Annotated in this window: 14 protein-coding genes; 6 read left to right on the forward strand and 8 right to left on the reverse strand. The window is 62.2% G+C overall.

The genetic code is table 11. The features are described 5' to 3' along the window. Nucleotides 1–8: 8 nt before the first annotated feature. The 5 genes from G485_RS0107410 (at nt 9) to G485_RS0107430 (ending at nt 6,655) form a co-directional block, all read left to right on the forward strand. Nucleotides 9–1,010 carry an ABC transporter permease gene (locus G485_RS0107410; RefSeq protein WP_084423190.1) on the forward strand — a complete coding sequence of 334 codons (1,002 nt, stop codon included), beginning with the start codon at nt 9–11 and terminating at the stop codon, nt 1,008–1,010. Nucleotides 1,011–1,056: 46 nt separating this feature from the next. Then, complete coding sequence (locus G485_RS0107415; RefSeq protein WP_027092045.1) at nt 1,057–2,097, forward strand: ABC transporter substrate-binding protein; 1,041 nt, start codon at nt 1,057–1,059, stop codon at nt 2,095–2,097. 162 nt (nt 2,098–2,259) lie between these two features. Continuing rightward, the gene (locus G485_RS0107420) at nt 2,260–3,876 is read left to right on the forward strand and encodes a response regulator (protein ID WP_027092046.1); all 1,617 of its coding nucleotides are present in this window, start codon (nt 2,260–2,262) and stop codon (nt 3,874–3,876) included. Further along, nucleotides 3,873–5,651 carry a sensor histidine kinase gene (locus G485_RS0107425; protein WP_027092047.1) on the forward strand — a complete coding sequence of 593 codons (1,779 nt, stop codon included), beginning with the start codon at nt 3,873–3,875 and terminating at the stop codon, nt 5,649–5,651. Before G485_RS0107420 ends, G485_RS0107425 begins: the two co-directional genes overlap by 4 nt. Further along, nucleotides 5,648–6,655 carry a substrate-binding domain-containing protein gene (locus G485_RS0107430; RefSeq protein ID WP_027092048.1) on the forward strand — a complete coding sequence of 336 codons (1,008 nt, stop codon included), beginning with the start codon at nt 5,648–5,650 and terminating at the stop codon, nt 6,653–6,655. Before G485_RS0107425 ends, G485_RS0107430 begins: the two co-directional genes overlap by 4 nt. Nucleotides 6,656–6,747: 92 nt before the next feature. On the opposite strand, the gene G485_RS0107435 is transcribed toward G485_RS0107430, so the two are convergent. Then, nucleotides 6,748–7,833: a phosphodiester glycosidase family protein gene (locus G485_RS0107435; RefSeq protein ID WP_027092049.1), complete on the reverse strand. Its 1,086-nt coding sequence runs from the start codon at nt 7,831–7,833 to the stop codon at nt 6,748–6,750. Further along, nucleotides 7,830–8,261: a flagellar basal body-associated FliL family protein gene (locus G485_RS0107440; protein WP_027092050.1), complete on the reverse strand. Its 432-nt coding sequence runs from the start codon at nt 8,259–8,261 to the stop codon at nt 7,830–7,832. The genes G485_RS0107435 and G485_RS0107440 overlap by 4 nt, the downstream gene beginning before the upstream one ends. 165 nt (nt 8,262–8,426) lie before the next feature. Here G485_RS0107440 and G485_RS0107445 point away from each other — a divergent pair, with 165 nt between their 5' ends. Next, nucleotides 8,427–9,104: an HAD family hydrolase gene (locus G485_RS0107445; RefSeq protein ID WP_027092051.1), complete on the forward strand. Its 678-nt coding sequence runs from the start codon at nt 8,427–8,429 to the stop codon at nt 9,102–9,104. A gap of 156 nt (nt 9,105–9,260) precedes the next feature. On the opposite strand, the gene G485_RS25510 is transcribed toward G485_RS0107445, so the two are convergent. Genes G485_RS25510 through G485_RS0107475 form a run of 6 tightly spaced genes read right to left on the reverse strand, consistent with a single transcriptional unit; the run spans nt 9,261 to nt 16,098 of the window. After that, nucleotides 9,261–10,490, reverse strand: coding sequence for a YheC/YheD family endospore coat-associated protein (locus G485_RS25510; RefSeq protein WP_169732300.1), 1,230 nt, complete (start codon nt 10,488–10,490; stop codon nt 9,261–9,263). Nucleotides 10,491–10,495: 5 nt separating this feature from the next. Next, nucleotides 10,496–11,014 (reverse strand): GNAT family N-acetyltransferase, encoded by a 519-nt coding sequence (locus tag G485_RS25515; protein ID WP_051318091.1) that lies wholly within the window; start codon nt 11,012–11,014, stop codon nt 10,496–10,498. 4 nt (nt 11,015–11,018) lie between these two features. Continuing rightward, nucleotides 11,019–12,185, reverse strand: a complete 1,167-nt coding sequence (locus tag G485_RS0107460) for a YheC/YheD family endospore coat-associated protein (protein WP_420805734.1) — start codon at nt 12,183–12,185, stop codon at nt 11,019–11,021. Further along, the gene (locus G485_RS0107465) at nt 12,182–13,561 is read right to left on the reverse strand and encodes a YheC/YheD family protein (protein ID WP_027092053.1); all 1,380 of its coding nucleotides are present in this window, start codon (nt 13,559–13,561) and stop codon (nt 12,182–12,184) included. The genes G485_RS0107460 and G485_RS0107465 overlap by 4 nt, the downstream gene beginning before the upstream one ends. Continuing rightward, a complete protein-coding gene (locus G485_RS25520) occupies nt 13,542–14,753 on the reverse strand; it encodes a YheC/YheD family endospore coat-associated protein (protein WP_084423185.1) in 1,212 nt (403 codons plus the stop codon). The genes G485_RS0107465 and G485_RS25520 overlap by 20 nt, the downstream gene beginning before the upstream one ends. Next, a complete protein-coding gene (locus G485_RS0107475; RefSeq protein WP_027092054.1) occupies nt 14,728–16,098 on the reverse strand; it encodes a YheC/YheD family endospore coat-associated protein in 1,371 nt (456 codons plus the stop codon). The genes G485_RS25520 and G485_RS0107475 overlap by 26 nt, the downstream gene beginning before the upstream one ends. Nucleotides 16,099–16,319 lie beyond the last annotated feature (221 nt).

The following is a 16,319-nucleotide window of genomic DNA, read 5'->3' on the forward strand; positions in this document are numbered from 1 at the left end:
TGGAATCGATGGAAATGGCCGCACCGACGTCGTTGTCCCGGCTTGCGATTTTCCGGAAGACGGGAGCTTTTCAGAAGCTGCTTGCTTTCGCCAGTCTCATTTTGCTCATTGTCGTCTTCTCGGCTTCGTCGCCGAACTTCTTCAAATTCGACAATATCGTCGGCATTTTGCTTGCGACGGCGGTGACCGGGGTGCTTGCGCTCGGCTCGACCTTCGTCATCATCACGGGCGGCATCGACCTGGCGGTCGGCACCGTCATGACGTTCAGTTCGGTCATCGCCGGCGTCATCATCACGTTCGGGAGCGGCTCGATCGTCCTGGGCATCGCCGGGGCCGTCGCGGCGGGCGCGCTGTGCGGCGCGGCCAGCGGCTTCGCCGTCTCCCGCATGAACATTCCGCCGTTCATCGCGACGCTGGCGGTCATGATGATGACCAAAGGGCTGTCGCTCGTCATCTCGGGCACGAAGCCGATCTACTTCGTCGATACGCCCGATTTCGCCAAGATCGCTCTCGGCACCTCGATCGAAGCGATCATCCCCGGCTTCGCGATTCCGAACGCGGTGTTTATTTTCTTCGGCATGGCGATTATCGCCAGTCTGCTGCTGTCCAAAACGATCGTCGGGCGCTACAACTTCGCCCTCGGCAGCAACGAGGAAGCCGCCCGGCTGTCGGGCATCAACGTCCGCCGGTGGAAAATCGTCATCTACACGATTACCGGCGCGTTCAGCGGCGTCGCGGGCATTCTGATGGCTTCCCGCCTCAATTCGGCCCAGCCGGCGCTCGGCCAAGGCTACGAGCTGGAGGCGATCGCGGCGGTCGTCATCGGCGGCACGTCGCTCAGCGGCGGCCGGGGCTCCATCCTCGGCACCGTCATCGGCGCGCTCATCATGAGCGTGCTGACGAACGGCCTCCGCATCCTGTCGGTGCCGCAGGAATGGCAGACCGTCATCATCGGCGGCGTCGTGCTGCTGGCCGTCTACGCCGACATGATCCGGCGGCGCAATGCGTAACACGTTCAGAGCAAACCGCTATTTTGATCGAGAGGGGGAGAAAGCCATGAAAGCAAGCAAAAGTTTCGCCATGGCGGCCGTACTGGCGCTCGTCGCCGCTTTGCTCGGGGCGTGCGGCGCAAGCGGCAACGGCAGCGGCAACGTCGGCGGCAAGGAGGGAGGCGAAGCGGCTCCATCTGCAAGCGCGGCTTCACCGTCGGCCTCCTCCGCCGCGCCGGACAAAATTTACATTCCCGTCATCTCCAAAGGGTTCCAGCACCAGTTCTGGCAGGCGGTCAAGCAAGGCTCCGAGAAAGCGGCGAAGGAACTGGGCGTCGAGGTGACGTTCGAAGGGCCGGATACGGAAACCCAGGTCGACAAGCAAATTGAAATGCTGCAAGCCGCGCTCGACAAGAAGCCGCAGGCGATCGCGCTGGCGGCGCTGGACAGCAAGGCCGTTATCCCGCTGCTTCAGAAAGCCCAAGCCGCTCACATTCCCGTCGTGGGCTTCGACTCGGGCGTCGACAGCGACATTCCGGTGTCGACGGCCGCCACCGACAACCTGAAAGCCGCGGCGCTCGCCGCCGACAAGATGGCGGAGCTGATCGGCGGCAAAGGCGAGATCGCCCTCGTCGTCCACGACCAGACGAGCCGCACCGGCGTCGACCGCCGCGACGGCTTCAAGAAGGAGATCGAAGCGAAGTATCCCGACATCAAGATCGTCGATACGCAATACGGCGGCGGCGACCATCTGAAGTCGACCGACCTGACCAAGGCGATCATTCAGGCGCACCCGAACCTGAAGGGCATCTTCGGCTCGAACGAAGGCTCCGCGGTCGGCGTCGTCAACGCCATCACCGAGTTGAAGCGGGACGACATCGTCGTCATCGGCTACGATTCCGGCAAGGCGCAGATGGATGCGATCCGCAGCGGCAAGATGGCGGGCGCGGTTACGCAGGACCCGATCGGCATCGGCTACTGGGCCGTCAAGGCCGCCTATATGGCCTACAAGGGCGAAGCGGTCGACAAGACGATCGACACGGGTTTCCACTGGTACGACAAGAACAATATCGATTCCGACGAAATCAAGCCGCTTCTGTACGAATAAACCGGCGGCGGCATCGGCGAACAGGGGCGTCCCGGAAGGGGGCCTCCGTTCGCCCTTTTGCCGTCCGGGGGGGGGGCGGCGCTGGCGGAAGCTCCGAGGGGTGGTATACACTCAGGAGGGGTGCCGATATGAGCCAGTCAGGCGGGGGGAGTGATTACGGCGATGTACAAAGTGTTCCTGATCGACGACGAAGACGAAGTGCGGGAAGGGATGATGGCGAGAACCGATTGGGCTTCCTTCGGCTTCGAGCTCGCCGGGGCGTTCGGCAACGGCAAGGAGGCGCTTGAGGCGGCCGATCTCCGTCCTCCGGATTTGGTCATTACCGACATTTGCATGCCGTTCATGGACGGACTTGAGCTGACGAAGCGGATCGGGGAGAAATACCGCGACGTGAAGACGGTCATTCTGACCGGGTACGAGGACTTCGATTACGCCAAGAGAGCCATCCAGCTGAAAGTTCACGAGTATTTGCTCAAGCCGATCAACTTCCGGGAATTCGCCGGGCTGCTCGCCAGACTGAAGCAGGAGCTCGACGAGGAACGGGCGCGGCGCGAGGATATGCGGCGGCTGCAGCTCCAGTTGAACGAAAGCTTGCCGCTGCTGCGGGAGAAGTTTCTGGAACGGATGGCGACGAGCGTCGTGAGCGAGGAGGAGATCGAACGCAAATTCCGCCTGTTCGGCCTTCGTCTGGAAGGTCCGGCCTACATCGCGCTGGTCATGGACATCGACGAGTTCAAGGGCGACTCCGGCGGCGGTCAAGCTCCGGAACGGGAGCTCCTGCGATTCGGCGCGGCCAACATTGTGCAGGAAATTTTCGGGCAGGAGCACGGCGGGTTCGTCTTCGGCACGAAGGACGAGAAGACGGCCGTCCTGTACGCGGGGGCCGCCGAAGATTGCTCCGTCGCCGCCCAAACGCTCGCTTCGCAAGCGGCGCACAGCATCGAGAAATATTTGAAGGTGCGCGTGTCGTTCGGCATCGGCCGGCCGCGCGACCGCAAATCTGCGTTGTCTTCCTCTTATTTGGAAGCGATTTCAGCTCTCGATTACCGCTTTTTGCTCGGCAAGAACCGAATCATCGCCATTCACGACGTGGAGCGGGGAACGGGCCTGCACCAGCTTGGTTACGCCGAATGGGAACGGAAGCTGCTCGCCGCCATGAAGCTCGGCAACGAACAGGCTTATGCGTCGACGCTTCGGGAATGGATCGAGCATCTTCGGCGATCGGTTCCTTCCGTCGATAAAGGCTACGCCTCGATTCAGCGTTTTCTCGTCTCCGTCATGAATTTGGTGGAGGAGACCGGCTACGGGGAAGAAGCGTTCGAAGCCGACCGCCCGTTCGCGCGCGTTCCGACTTTGAAGACGCTGGACGCCCTGCGGGAGTGGCTGACCGAATGGGGCATTCGCATCCTTCGCCAGATGGACAGCCGCAGGCGGACGGACGCCGACTCCCACCTTCAGGCGGCGAAGGAATTCGTCGAGCGGAACTACGCCGATCCGAACTTGTCGCTGCAGCAAGCCGCCCAGCAAGCGTGCATGAGCGTCAACTATTTCAGCGCTATGTTCAAGCAGTATTGCGGCCAGACGTTTATCGAACATCTGACCGGCATCCGGCTGGCGAAGGCCAAGGAGCTGCTCGCCGGCACCGCGCTCAAAACCTACGAGATCGCGGAGAAAGTCGGCTACGAAGATCCGCAATATTTCAGCGTCATTTTCAAGCGGAACGTCGGGGTTACGCCGAAGGAATACCGGGCGGCGGCGAGAGAAGGGACGACGGGGTGAGGGGAAGACGTCCGTTCCAGTTCAAAAGCATTCATACGAGCATCGCGCTTGCCTTCTCGTTGCTCATCCTCGGCACGACGATGCTTCTCAGCTACAGCTCGTACCGGCAGTCGGCGTCGTTCGTCACGAACAATTCGATCGATTACACGACGGCGCTGATCGAACAGGTGAACGCGAACATCCGGACGTACGTCAGCAATATGGAGAGCATCTCCGCGCTCGCGCTGAGCAACGGGGATTTGCAGAAGTTTCTGTCCACCGCCCGGAAGACGCCCGAGAACGAGCGGCTGGCGGCGCGGATCGAACAGTTTTTCCACTCGATCGTCGTTTCCCGGACCGATATCGCCACCTTGCTGTTCGCGGGCTCGAACGGCGTCGTTCTCACGGACCGGCCGGACGCGGCGGTCAAGGATTACAACGAGCTGATCGTCCAGGACTGGTATAAGCAGGCCCGCGCATCCGGAGGCCGAGTCGTGCTGTCCTCCTCGCACGTGGAGCATTTATACCCGAAGGAGTACCGGTGGGTCATCTCGCTGAGCCGGGAGCTGAGCGGCGACCGGCCGTCCGACCCGAGCGGCGTGCTGCTGGTCGACTTGAACTACAATCTGATCAACGATCTGTGCAGGCAAATCAAGCTCGGAAGCCGGGGCTACGTGTTCATTGTCGACGCGTACGGCGATCTGATCTACCATCCCCAGCAGCAGATCATGTTTACCGACTTGAAGTCCGAGGACATTCCGCTCATCCTTCGGTCGCCGGATACGACGTTGAACGTCAAGGAGGACGGAGAGCCGAAGATGTACACGATCCGCTCGACCGATTTGGGTTGGAAAATCGTCGGCGTCACCTACCCGAAGGAGCTGGCGGGCGACAAGACGCGCATGCAGCTCTCCTCCGCGCTGTGGGGAGGCGTCTGTCTCGTTGTCGCGCTCGGCCTTTCCGTGCTGCTCTCCTTTACGATGACTAGGCCGCTTAAGAAGCTCGACGCGCATATGAAGCAGGTGGAAAAAGGGAACTTCGATATCCGCGTCGACGTGACCAGCACGAACGAGATCGGCAAGCTCGCCCGCACCTTCAACCTGATGATCTCCAAGATCAAGGAGCTGATGGAGCAGAAGCTGCGGGACGAAGAAATCAAGCGCAGCAGCGAGATCAAGGCGCTGCAGGCGCAGATCCAGCCGCATTTCCTGTACAATACGCTCGATTCGATTATCTGGATGGCGGAGACGAACAAGATGGCGGAAGTGGTCGACATGACGACGGCGCTGTCCCGGCTGTTCCGCTCGAGCATCGGCCAGGGCGAGGAAGAGGTGCCGCTCGCCGTGGAGCTGGAGCATATCGGCAATTACTTGACGATTCAATCGATGCGCTACCGGAACCGGTTCGTCCACCGTATCGATGTTCCCCCGGAGCTGCGGGATTGCCGGATTTTGCGGGTCGTGCTGCAGCCGCTCGTGGAGAACGCGATCTATCACGGCATGAAGAACAAGGCGGAGACGGGGACGATCGTCGTCTCGGGACGGAAGGCCGGCGATACGCTGGAGCTGATCGTTGCGGACGACGGCGCCGGCATGCCGCCGGAGCGGGTCCGGACGATGCTGTCCGAACGGGGCGACCGGGAGCGCGGCAGAGGAGGCGTGGGCGTCCGCAACGTCCATCAGCGCATTCGGCTCTATTACGGCCCGCAGTACGGGCTGGAGTTCCATAGCGAGCGGGAGGAAGGGACGACCGTTGTGCTCCGGGTTCCGTTCCGCCGGGGAGGGGAGGAGACGTGAGGGGAAAAGGAAGACTATTCGTCCTGTTCGCCGTCCTGCTGCTGGCGGCCGTCGGGGCCTTCGGAGCGATCCGGTGGGCCCAGGCGAAGTGGCTCGCTTCCGATGGCCCGATCGTCTATATCCCGAAAACGATCGATCCCGGCATCGAATTCTGGGAGGTCGTCCGGCAAGGCGTGGACGCAGCGGCGGCGGAGCTCGGAACCGACGTCCGCGTGTTCGGCGCCGATTGGGAGAAGGACATCGACAGCCAAATCCGGCTCGCCCTTCAGGCCATCGAGCTCCGCCCGAAGGCGATCGTCCTCTCCGCCGCCGATTACGAGCGGCTCGTCCCCGTCGCCCGCAAAATCCGAAGCGCGGGCATCCCGCTCATTCTGATCGATTCCGGCATCAACGGCCGGTATGCGGAGAGCCTGGTCGCCACCGACAATTTCGAGGCGGGGAGGAAGGCCGGCGACGCGCTGAAGGAGCAGCTGCCGGACGGAGGTCTGGTCGGCGTTGTCAGCTTCATCCGGGCGTCGTCCCCCGCGATCGAACGGGAGAAGGGCGTGTTGGCCAGCCTGCGGGAAGACGGAAGATACGAGACCGTTCCGACGGTTTACAGCGACGGCCTTCCCGACAAGGCTTACGAGGCGACCCGGGCGCTGCTGCGGGAGTATCCCGGCCTGGCCGGCATCGCGGCGCTCAACGAGCCTTCGACCGTGGGCGCGGCCCGCGCGATCGAGGAAGCGGGCGCGGCGGGGCGCGTCAAGCTGATCGGCTTCGACAGCTCCACGGACGAGATCGACTACCTGGAGCGGGAGGTGCTGCAGGCGATCGTCGTGCAGAAGCCGTTCAACATGGGGTATCTGGCGATCAAGACGGCGATGCGGGCGTACCGGGGACAGAAGGTGGAACCGCTCATCAGCACGGGGTCGGCGGTCATCACGAAACAGAATATGTACGGAAGGGAAAATCAGAAGCTCTTGTTCCCGTTTCTGGGAAGCTCGGAGGAAGGGGCGGACTGAGCCTACGGCTAAGCAAGAACAAGAATAGGAGCAAGGGCCGCCTCCGAGACGCCGTCGCGTCCAGGGCAGCCCTTATGTAGGAAGGCATTCGATTATTGGAAAAACAAAAAGTTCGTGGCGAGCGGCCTAAGCTGTCCGTCCGAGGGATGGTTGACGATTCGGCCCTTGAACACCAGGCTGGACGATCCGCCGCCGTCGAGATTGTACGCGTCGATGGCCCCGAAGCGGGTGAGGAGCATTTGCACTTCCTCCAGCGTCGCCCCGGAGCTGCCGTTCTCGTTCCGGCCGTCGATGACGAGGAAGAGCAGTTGGTCGTCCTTGTAGTTGGCGACGACCGTGCGCGGCGCCCGGTAGGGATCGGTCTGCCATTTGGACGGGATCGGCAAGTTGACGCCGTTCTTGCGCAGCATGGGCACGAACGAGGCGCCGAATTTCGGCTTCAGCTTGTCGAGCTGAGCCTGGCTGGAGAATTTGCCGCCGATCAGCTCCAGATTCTCGTTCAGCCCGACGAAAAACAGGTCGTTGTAGCTGGCTTCAAAGCCCGTGACGTATTTGCCGCCGACGACCGTCGTGCTGAGCGGATACCGCTTCCCGCGCGAATCGGCGAACCCGCCCGCGTTGACGCCGGCGACGGCTCCCGTCCGGCGGACGGCCGCGAGCGTCGTCTCGGACCCGCCCAGCTTGTCGCGGCCGAGCGCCATCGTCATCGCGCTCGCGCTTTTGAGTTTGACCTTGAGCGCATAGCCGCTGAAATTTTGCGCCCGAATGGTGAATAGCTGAGCTCGAATCTTGTCGGATTGGACGGAGTCCGTCGGGGATCCGAGCCGGCCTGTAATGCGGCGGTCGTAGATAAGGCCGGGCCGGTTTACCTGCGCTTTGGCCGTCGTCATGATCGCGCTCATCGTCGCGTTCGTTTTGGCGTAAAGCTCGGACACTTTTTTGATCGATACCGATATTTCCTTGGCCGTCGTCGTGGCCTGATCCAGTCCGGCCTCGACGGGCTCGGCGACGGAAGCGAGGAGCGGGACGGCGGCCGGCATCCGGCTCGGCCCGGCGTCTTCGGAAATCGTTAGCGAGAAGTTCGCGCCGAGCACCCAAATCATCAGGCCGATGAACGGAGCGCATGCGAGCAGTACGGTCCGGTTCATCCGCTGGACGGTGTTGGGAGCCGTCGTCATTTTAACACGTCCAGGTTCTTCTTCAACTCGTCGAGCTGCTTCTTAAGCTCGCTGATCTGCGTATACAGCTTGTTGCTGTTGTCGGTTTTGTCGCTCGCATTGTCTTTGTTGAACGTGAGCAGCTCGTTCAAAGCTTCGACTTTGGACTGCAGCTTCGTCATTTCGTCTTGATAGTTTTGCTTCAACTCTTCCAACTGCTTCGTATAATCGGCTTGAACCGCCTCGATCTGGCGCGCGGTCTGCTTCTCCAGTTCGGACTCTATCTGCTGCTTGAGATGGCCGGTGTACCAGACGGAGCCTGCGACGCCGGCGCCGATCAGGACGATCCACAGCAGGACGAAGGGAAGAAAGGACGGCTTGGACGTTCGGCGCGCGAGCGGCTCTACGGAACCGGACGGCGCCTTCATTTGGGGAATCGGAGTACTCATAGATTACTGCTTCACCTCGACTTGCTAATGCTTTGCGATTCTGAGAGTCCATTGTAGCACAAATGATAGAATCGTCCCAAAGATTGACGTAAGTTGTCGGCCGAGGGTTGCTTCGCGATTCGGGAATTCGTTATGATGGGAGAAAATAACTTCAAGGAGCTGGCTATGAGAAACTCTTTCTTGCCGGAAGCGATGCTGTTCGATCTGGACGGAACGCTGTTCAAAACCGAGACGCTGCTGGAGACGGTCCATCGCCGGGTGTTCGAGACGCTGCGGAAGGAAGGCCTCTACACAGCGGAGGAGCCGCCCGTGGAGAGGCTGCTCGGCTCGCTCGGCATGCTGCTCGAGCACATCTGGCAGCGCGTCATGCCGGACGGCTCGCCGGAGGCTCATGCGCGGGCGAACGAGCTGCTGCTGCGCTACGAGCTCGAGGAGCTGGAAGCGGGCCGCGGCGAGCTGTACCCGGACGTTCCCGAGACGCTGCGCAAGCTCCGGGAGAAGGGTATCCGGCTCTTCGTCGCGAGCAACGGCCTGGAAGATTACGTGAAGGAAGTGCCCCGGCTGAGAGGGATCGCAGATTTGTTCGAAGCTTTCTACAGCGCGGGAGAATACGGCACCGCGACCAAGGTCGAGCTCGTGCGGATTCTGCTCGGGAAGCACGGGATCCGCTCGGCCTGGATGGTCGGCGACCGCTCGTCCGACGTGGAAGCGGGCAAAGGCAACGGCTTGTTCGTCGTCGGCTGCGACTACGCGGGCTTCCGGCGCGAAGGCGAGCTGGACGGCGCCGACGCGGTGATCGGCCGCTTCGCCGAGCTGGCGGAGCTGGTCGAACGGCTCGGCTAGCGGGACTAGCGGAGGCTGTTGGACAATTCGGCTGAACATGAAGAAATGGCTGGCGACGCTAGGGAGCTTATCCCTGCGTCGCCTTTTTTGGCAAATTAAGGGGCCGATCTTAAGGCACTCCTTCGGCATTTTCGCTCTTGCAGCCTCTTCTGACGTTCAGGCGCCGTTCTCTTCCCGTGCGGACGGGGGAGCCGCCGCTCCCCGATGCTCCTGCAGCAGCGAGGACGAATTCGTACCGACGATGGCCGGTTCGGGCGTGCGGGACCGATGATCGGCGAACCCGCTTCCGTCCCGCTTGCGGCGGTACAGCCAGAGCGCGTATTCCAGCGGCCGCGTAATCGCCCGGTTGTACACGTCGCGTTCTCCGGCCTGAATGAACACCTCGCGGGCCGGCTTCGGATTCACCTCCAGCAGCCACACGCGGCCGTTGCGGTCGATCGCAAGATCCAGGGCCAGCTCGCATAGCGTATCGAACGCCGACTCCAGGTAGCGGGCGACGGAGAGACCGAGCCCCTCCGCCGTCTGGCGAATCTGGGCGATCTTGGCTTCGCTGCCGACCCATTGCTTGAGCAGGGCGTTCATCGAAGCGGCCGTTCCGCCGCCGTGCAAGTTGGACGTAATGCTGCGCGGCGGACCGACGCGCCCCGCGCAGCCGGTCACCTCCCATTCGCCGGCGCCGTTCTTCTGCACGAGCATGCGGTAATCGTGCACCCGCCCGCTCGGCAGCCGAATATGGAGCCCTTGCTGGACGATATAGCGGTCGCCTCGCATCACCCACGTCCGGATCGCCTCGGAGAGCTGGGTCCGCGTGACGATCCGGGGCTCGACGATCCGGCGGTCGTGGTTCCGTCCCTGCAGCAGAAGCGTCCCGTTTTTGCGCTTCTCGATCCGCAGGATGCCGCGCCCTCCGGTTCCGTTAATCGGCTTCAGATAAAGCAGCGAATGTTTGCCGAGCATGGCCGTCACGTCGCTTGGGGAGGCGTAGAGACGGGTGGCGGGGAGATGGTTGCGGAACGCGTTCACCTTGGCCAGCGTGCGGTATACGGTCCACTTGTTGCGAAGCGGACGGTTCAGAAACGCCAGATGGGCGTATTTTTTGCGGAACGCGAGCAGCTTCTCGAAGCGCTTGCTGCGCTGAATGCGGCAGCGGTCGTAGATCAGGCCCGGCATTCGGATCAGCCTGCGCTTCCAAGTGCGTGAATCGGCGCGATAGATCAGCGCGTTCACGCGCCCGCTGCTCTCTTCCACGTCTTCCGGCGTGAAGACGACCACGCTCAGTCCCATTTTGGCGCCGGCCGCGGTCATTTTCGCATAGACGCTTTTCTCTTCCAACGCTTTGTTGTCGTTCAAGTAGAGCGTTAAAATGCCGAGTACGGGTTGCGCCACCCGGTTCACCTCCGCAGCGGCGACGCCAGGCCGGCGAGTACGTCTCCCGACGCGGCTTCGCGGCCTTCGGCGGCGCCGGCGGTTCGCGGCTGCCGCACGAGGCGCAGCGTCGCTTTGCCCGTAGGCCCGCTCTCGAGGCCGACGGCAACCAGCCCCGCCGCGAAGCACGCGGCGAGACTGGCGGTGTTGTCGGCGGCGACGCGGCACGTCAGCCGCCCCCACTCGTCCGCGAGGCGGGAGAGCAGGCTGCGGCAGATGCCCCGGCCGCGCAGCGCCGGGTGGACGACGACGAAGCACGCGTCGTCGCCGTAGCCGGCGGCGAAAGCGATGCCGGCCGGCTGGCCGCCCGCCGTGTGCGCGACGGCCACTGCCGTTCCGGGGCGCTCCAGCTCCGCCGCGGCCAGGGCGACGAGCCGCAGCCAGCCCGCCTGGGTAATGCGGCGTTCGCCGTGACTGCGTATAAAACGAAGCAGCGAGAACCGCTTGCGTTCCCACTCCTCCGAAGACATCAATCGGACGTTCATCGGGTCAACCCCCTTTTTGCTGCCGCGACTTCTGATGCAAATATTCGCTGTAATGGAATATTTGCTCCAGCGACTTTTTGCGAATATGCGGTTCGTCGAATTTCATCGGCTTGGAGTTGGCTTCGAAGAACCAAATGTGTCCCGTGGCATCCACGCCCAAATCCATCGACATTTCGCCCATTCGGCTTTTCGCCGACCGTTCGATTTGGCGGGCCAGCACCAACGCGGTGCTCCGCACCTTCGACATCACCTTCTGCGCTTTGTCCTGACCGAACACGAAGACGAGCAGTTTCTCCGGTTCTTCGATGTATCCGCCGCGGGGCACATGCGTCGTAATGCTCGAGTCGCCCGCGACCCGGGCGCCGATGCCGGTCACTTCCCACTGCCCGGAACTGTTCTTCTGAATGAGCGCGCGCAGGTCGAACGGGCGGCTGTTCACCGAAGCGAGAGAGATTCCTTGCTGGGCGATATAGGGCTCGTCGGCGGCCTTCAATTGCTTCGATACCCGCTCCCACAGTCTGCTCAACGTCGAGCAGCGGTACGTGCGGCTGCCCTTCTCTTCCTGGATTTGCAGGCGGTAGGGCAAATTCCTCTCGGGCTGCACCCTCACCGACATGATCCCGACACCCGCTTTCCCGCGAACGGGCTTCAGGTAAATAAGCGAATGGCGCTTCAGCAGGCCGGCCAGCACGGCCGAGTCCGTCAGCCGGCTCGTCTCCGGAATGTAAGATCGCGTCGTATTCGATTCGTTGAGCCATTTGAAAAGCGACCATTTGTTGAAGAAGCGCCGGTTGAACAGCTGGATGTCCGGCTGCCGGGCGAGGGAGATCAGCTTCTTCCGCACCCGCGGCAGCCTCTCGTCCTCGCGCTGGGGAATGCGATTGTAGACGATGTCCGGCCGGGGAAAATACCCTTTCACCCAGCTCCCGCTTTTGGCCCGGTACGTGTATCCGAGAAGGCGCGAACGGTTGAGCTTCAAATGTTTGACGGTCAGGACGTACGCGATGAAGCCCAACTGTTCGCCCGTGATGAGCAGGTCGGCGAAATTCAGCCGATTGCCCCGGAAATATTGGAGGTCGTCGTCGATGGTCAGAATCGCGACGACCGGTTTGTCGTTCGAAGCAACGTCGGTCATATCCGGGTTCAAGGCTTGCTCGATGCCCGGCATCATGACGTCTCTTCCTTTCTGCGGAACTTGCTCAGATAGAGGCAATGGTCAAGGATGTACTCGAGCGAGGCGCGCCCTTGCGCTTTCAAAGCGGGATGCTTGAAAATCGATCTTCCGGGCTTCGCATTCGCCTCGAACATCCAGACGTTGGCGTCGCGGTCGATGCCGATGTCGAGGCCGAGCTCGCCGAGCGTATGGGCGTAATTGCGCTCGATCGCCTCCGACAGCCGGATCGCAACCTGCTTCGCCTCCTGCAAAATTTCCTGCGAGCGTTCTCCGAACGCCCGGCTCAGCGCCTGCTCCGGCGTCATGAGCGAGCCGCCGTTTTTAATGTGCGTAGTCACGCTGCCCCGTCCGGCTTTTTTGGCGCCGATGCCGGCGACGACCCAGTTGTTGTTGCCGTCCTTGTGCATATGGAAGCGAAAGTCGATCGGGCAATTGTCGATATCGATCAGCCGGATGCCTTGCTGCACCACGTAATGGCCGAGGCTGCTGCCGTGCCGGGCCCGAAGCATCCTCATCAGGCTGCCGAAATTGGCGAAACGGAGCAGCACGTTCGAGCCGTTGCGCCGGTACCTGGCGAAATACCCCCGGCGCGGATGGTACGTCAGCCGGTAAATGCCGTTGCCGAGGCTGCCGCCCGTCGGTTTGTAATAGAGGAACTGGTGCTTCTCGAGCATCTCCTTGATTTTCTCGGGCGCGGGGTTGTTGATCGATTCCGGCAAATGGCTCAGCGCTTCGGGGTCCTTGTCGAGCAGCGTGTAGACGTCCGATTTGTTGAAGAAGCTCCAGTTGAAGAACGGAATCTTCTTCTTCACGAACCGGTCGCGCAAGGTCGTAATGGCGACGCCCGTCTCGGCTCTCCGGCTCGGCAGCCGGTTGTAAACGACGTCCGGCAGCGGCACGACCTTGCGGACCCAACCGCCGCCGCCGTCGAGAAACCAGCCGTGCACCGTCTCCTGCTGCCAGTTGATGTCCCGGGGAGTGAAGGCGAAGAAATACGCTTTTTTCTGGCCGAGCTGAAGCAACTGCTTAATGAAGGAGGTGCGCGGCCCGAACGGGGCTTCGGACGATCGGACGTCGCTGTCCGTCAGGATGCCGATGAGCGGTCCGAGCTGCACCTCCTCGCTGTCGGCGCCTGCGATATATACGTTGCCGGCCTTGGGGACGCGGACCGAGCGGCGGAGTCCCGCCGACAGGAATACGTGATGGCCTTTGCGGTTGATCGTGCGAACCGTGGCCGGTACGGTATCCCGGCCGAGCTTGACGTTGATCGATTTGCGTCCGTTCAGCTTCAGGAGCTTCGCAAGGGGGCTGGAAAACCAGACAATTCTCTCCGGCTGCTGGGTGAAGTGGACGTTACATAGAGTCAAACTCATGAAATACCCTCCCAGGTGTTCGAAGCAGGATATATCGGGCGTAAGCGAGCGGCCGCTCGGCGGCTTCTGCAGCCGCAGCACCGCCGGCGCACGCCATGGAGGCGCGCCCGGGTTTGGCATTTGCTTCCAGAAACCAGATGCGTCCCGACCGGTCGACTCCGAAATCGAGACCGAGCTCCGCGAATTTCCCGTACGATTCCTCAAGCCGAAAGACGATGTCAAAGGCCGCTTCCCGAAGGCTATCGATCAGCTCCGGCGCGCGCCGCTTTCCGAACTGCTCCTCCAGATAAGCTTCGGCACGGCGGGGGCTGCCGCCGCCGTGCAGATTGGCGGTGACGGAGCCTGACGCTCCGCAGCGCGCGGCGATGCCCGCCGTCGTCCAGCGGCCGCGGCCGTTGCGCTGCATCAGCACGCGCAGGTCGAACGGCGTCCCGTCCTTCGCTTGCAGTTCAAGCAACGGCTGCATCACGTAAGGGCGTTCGCCGATCCAGCGATGAATGCGCCGAATCGCTTCCGCCTCCCGCACGCCCGCCAGCCGGAAAGGCCGGTTGGCGGCGGTCCGGCCGCCTATGCTCACCAGACCTGAGCCGGGGTTTTCCCGGGAAATCGAAAGGACTCTTCGGCCTTGCGAGCCGTTCGAGGGCTTGAGGAACGCGGCCCCTCCTTGGCGGTCGAGCCAGTCGATCAACGAGGCTTCCCCCCGGTAGACGGCGGTCGGCGGCAGCCAGCGGCCGAGCTCCGGGCAGCGGGACAAGGCGCGATGCACCTCGGCTTTCCCCGGGAGGCTTCCGTTCAACAGCCTCAGTCCCCGGCTTTGCACCATGCAGCCGAGTCCCAAGCGGTAGCGTCTGCGCTGCGCGGCATTTTCGGGCCAGGCCCGGTCGTAGGCGACCGAGGGGACCGGCCGTTCCTCCCGGCACCAGCCGGATCGCCATTTCCAGGCGCGGACGGTTCCCCGCTCCTCGCTCCACGTGGCGGGCGAGAAGGCGAAGACGTCCAGGCCGTACCTTCGGCCGGCGCCGATCAGGCGGCGGATGAACGAAGCTTCGGCGAAGGGAGGCGACGTCTCGCGCTCGCACACGACGATGCCGAGCGCCTGCAAGCGTTCGGGCGGTTCGCGGTCCGCCCGTCTTGATGAGAAGGCGGCAAGAACGGCGGACGACGGTTTAGAATCCGGACACAAAACGGGCATATTGAATCATCATCCGCACCGAGGGGCGGACTTTCCCTTCGTTTAATGGGGTATTGTCGTTTTTGGAAGGCTTCGAGTTCACTTCCAACAGCCAAATTCTCCCGCCGGTATCCATCGCCATATCGATGCCGAGCTCCCCGAAGTGAGCCGGGATTTGCGCGTCGACCCCTCGCGCGATTTCGAGAGCCGCCCGGTTGAGCCGGGCGGAGGCGTCCCCTCGGAACATGGCCGGCAAATTGGACTTCGCCACCGAATCCCGAACCGTCGCGAGCGTGCCGCCGCGGGCCAGGTTGGAGACGTAATGCTGGCTGCCCGCGGTGCGTCCGACGATCGAGGTGACGATCCACTTCCCGGAGCCGTTCTTCTGCGTCAGAGCCCGGAAGTCGATGGGCCGGCCCGAGGAATCGATCAAGTTCAAACCTTGCTGGATCAGGTAGCGGACCGTCTTCATCTTGCCGGAGATGGCGGAGAAGAACTTGAGCAAGTTCGGGTACGTCTGTTTGCGGGTTCCGCTGACCGTCGTGAACGAAGCCTGCCAGCCTTCCGCTCCCAGCCTGGACAGCCGGATGATTCCTTTGCCCAGCGAGCCCCGGACCGGCTTGAGGAACACGACGGGATAACGCGAGCACATGCTCTTGAGCATCGTGTAGTTCCGCAAGGAATGCGATTCCGGCAAATATCGCTGCAGGGATGCATCCCGGCCGAGCGCTTCGAACACTTCGGATTTGTCGAGAAACTTCTCGTTGAACACGGCCGCTCCGTACTTGCGCTTGATTTCCGCGATGAACTGCTGCACGATCGGACGGTTCTCCAGCTTGCGCGACGTCAGGCGGTTGTTGACGACGTCGGGAGCCGGCATTGTCGTCCGTCGCCAGCCCCCGGCCTGGTAGACCCAGCCTTCGACGTTTTTCAGATCGGAGTGAATGGCCGAAGGCGTAAAAAAATACACGTAGGCGCCCTGATTGCGGCAAGTTTCCGCCAATTCCCGGCAGAACATCGTGATGCCCCCGAACGGCTTGTCGGGCTGATCGGGATCGTCCCGGCTGACGAGAACCCCGATCAGCGGGCCGAGGGCGATCGTGCGCGAAGCCGAACGGTACTGCAGCCGAAGGGGCGCGCCGGACAGCAGCCCCATCTTGCGGGCCAGCGTCTGGTTGACGCGCATGCCTTCGTAACGGGAGACCGACGCGACCGAGACGTGCTGCCTGAATGAGCCGAATTGAAGAACGAGCTGCTGCTGGACCGGGATTTTGGCTTGCTTGATCACGGATTCCCCCAGCATGAGGACGTCTTCGGGCAAATATCCGGAGCTGATGACCTGGACGTCGATTTTCGGGGTGGACATGCTTCGATCTCCTTCCACCGTGTCGAGTTCTTTGGTGCAGGCCTCTTAGGCTTCCTTCCCGGGGGCGTGCGAGAATACTCCATCATATGAGGACATCTATCCATCGGTGATTGGCCACATTCGAGGAAAAACGCTATACTGAAGGGGAACTTGACGCGCAGACAAGCGCCTATTTTTTTGCGGCCTAGCCGCGACAGGACACGTTTGGGGAAGGCGAAGCG

Source organism: Cohnella thermotolerans DSM 17683 (assembly GCF_000429825.1).
Classification (GTDB): Bacteria; Bacillota; Bacilli; order Paenibacillales; family Paenibacillaceae; genus Cohnella; species Cohnella thermotolerans.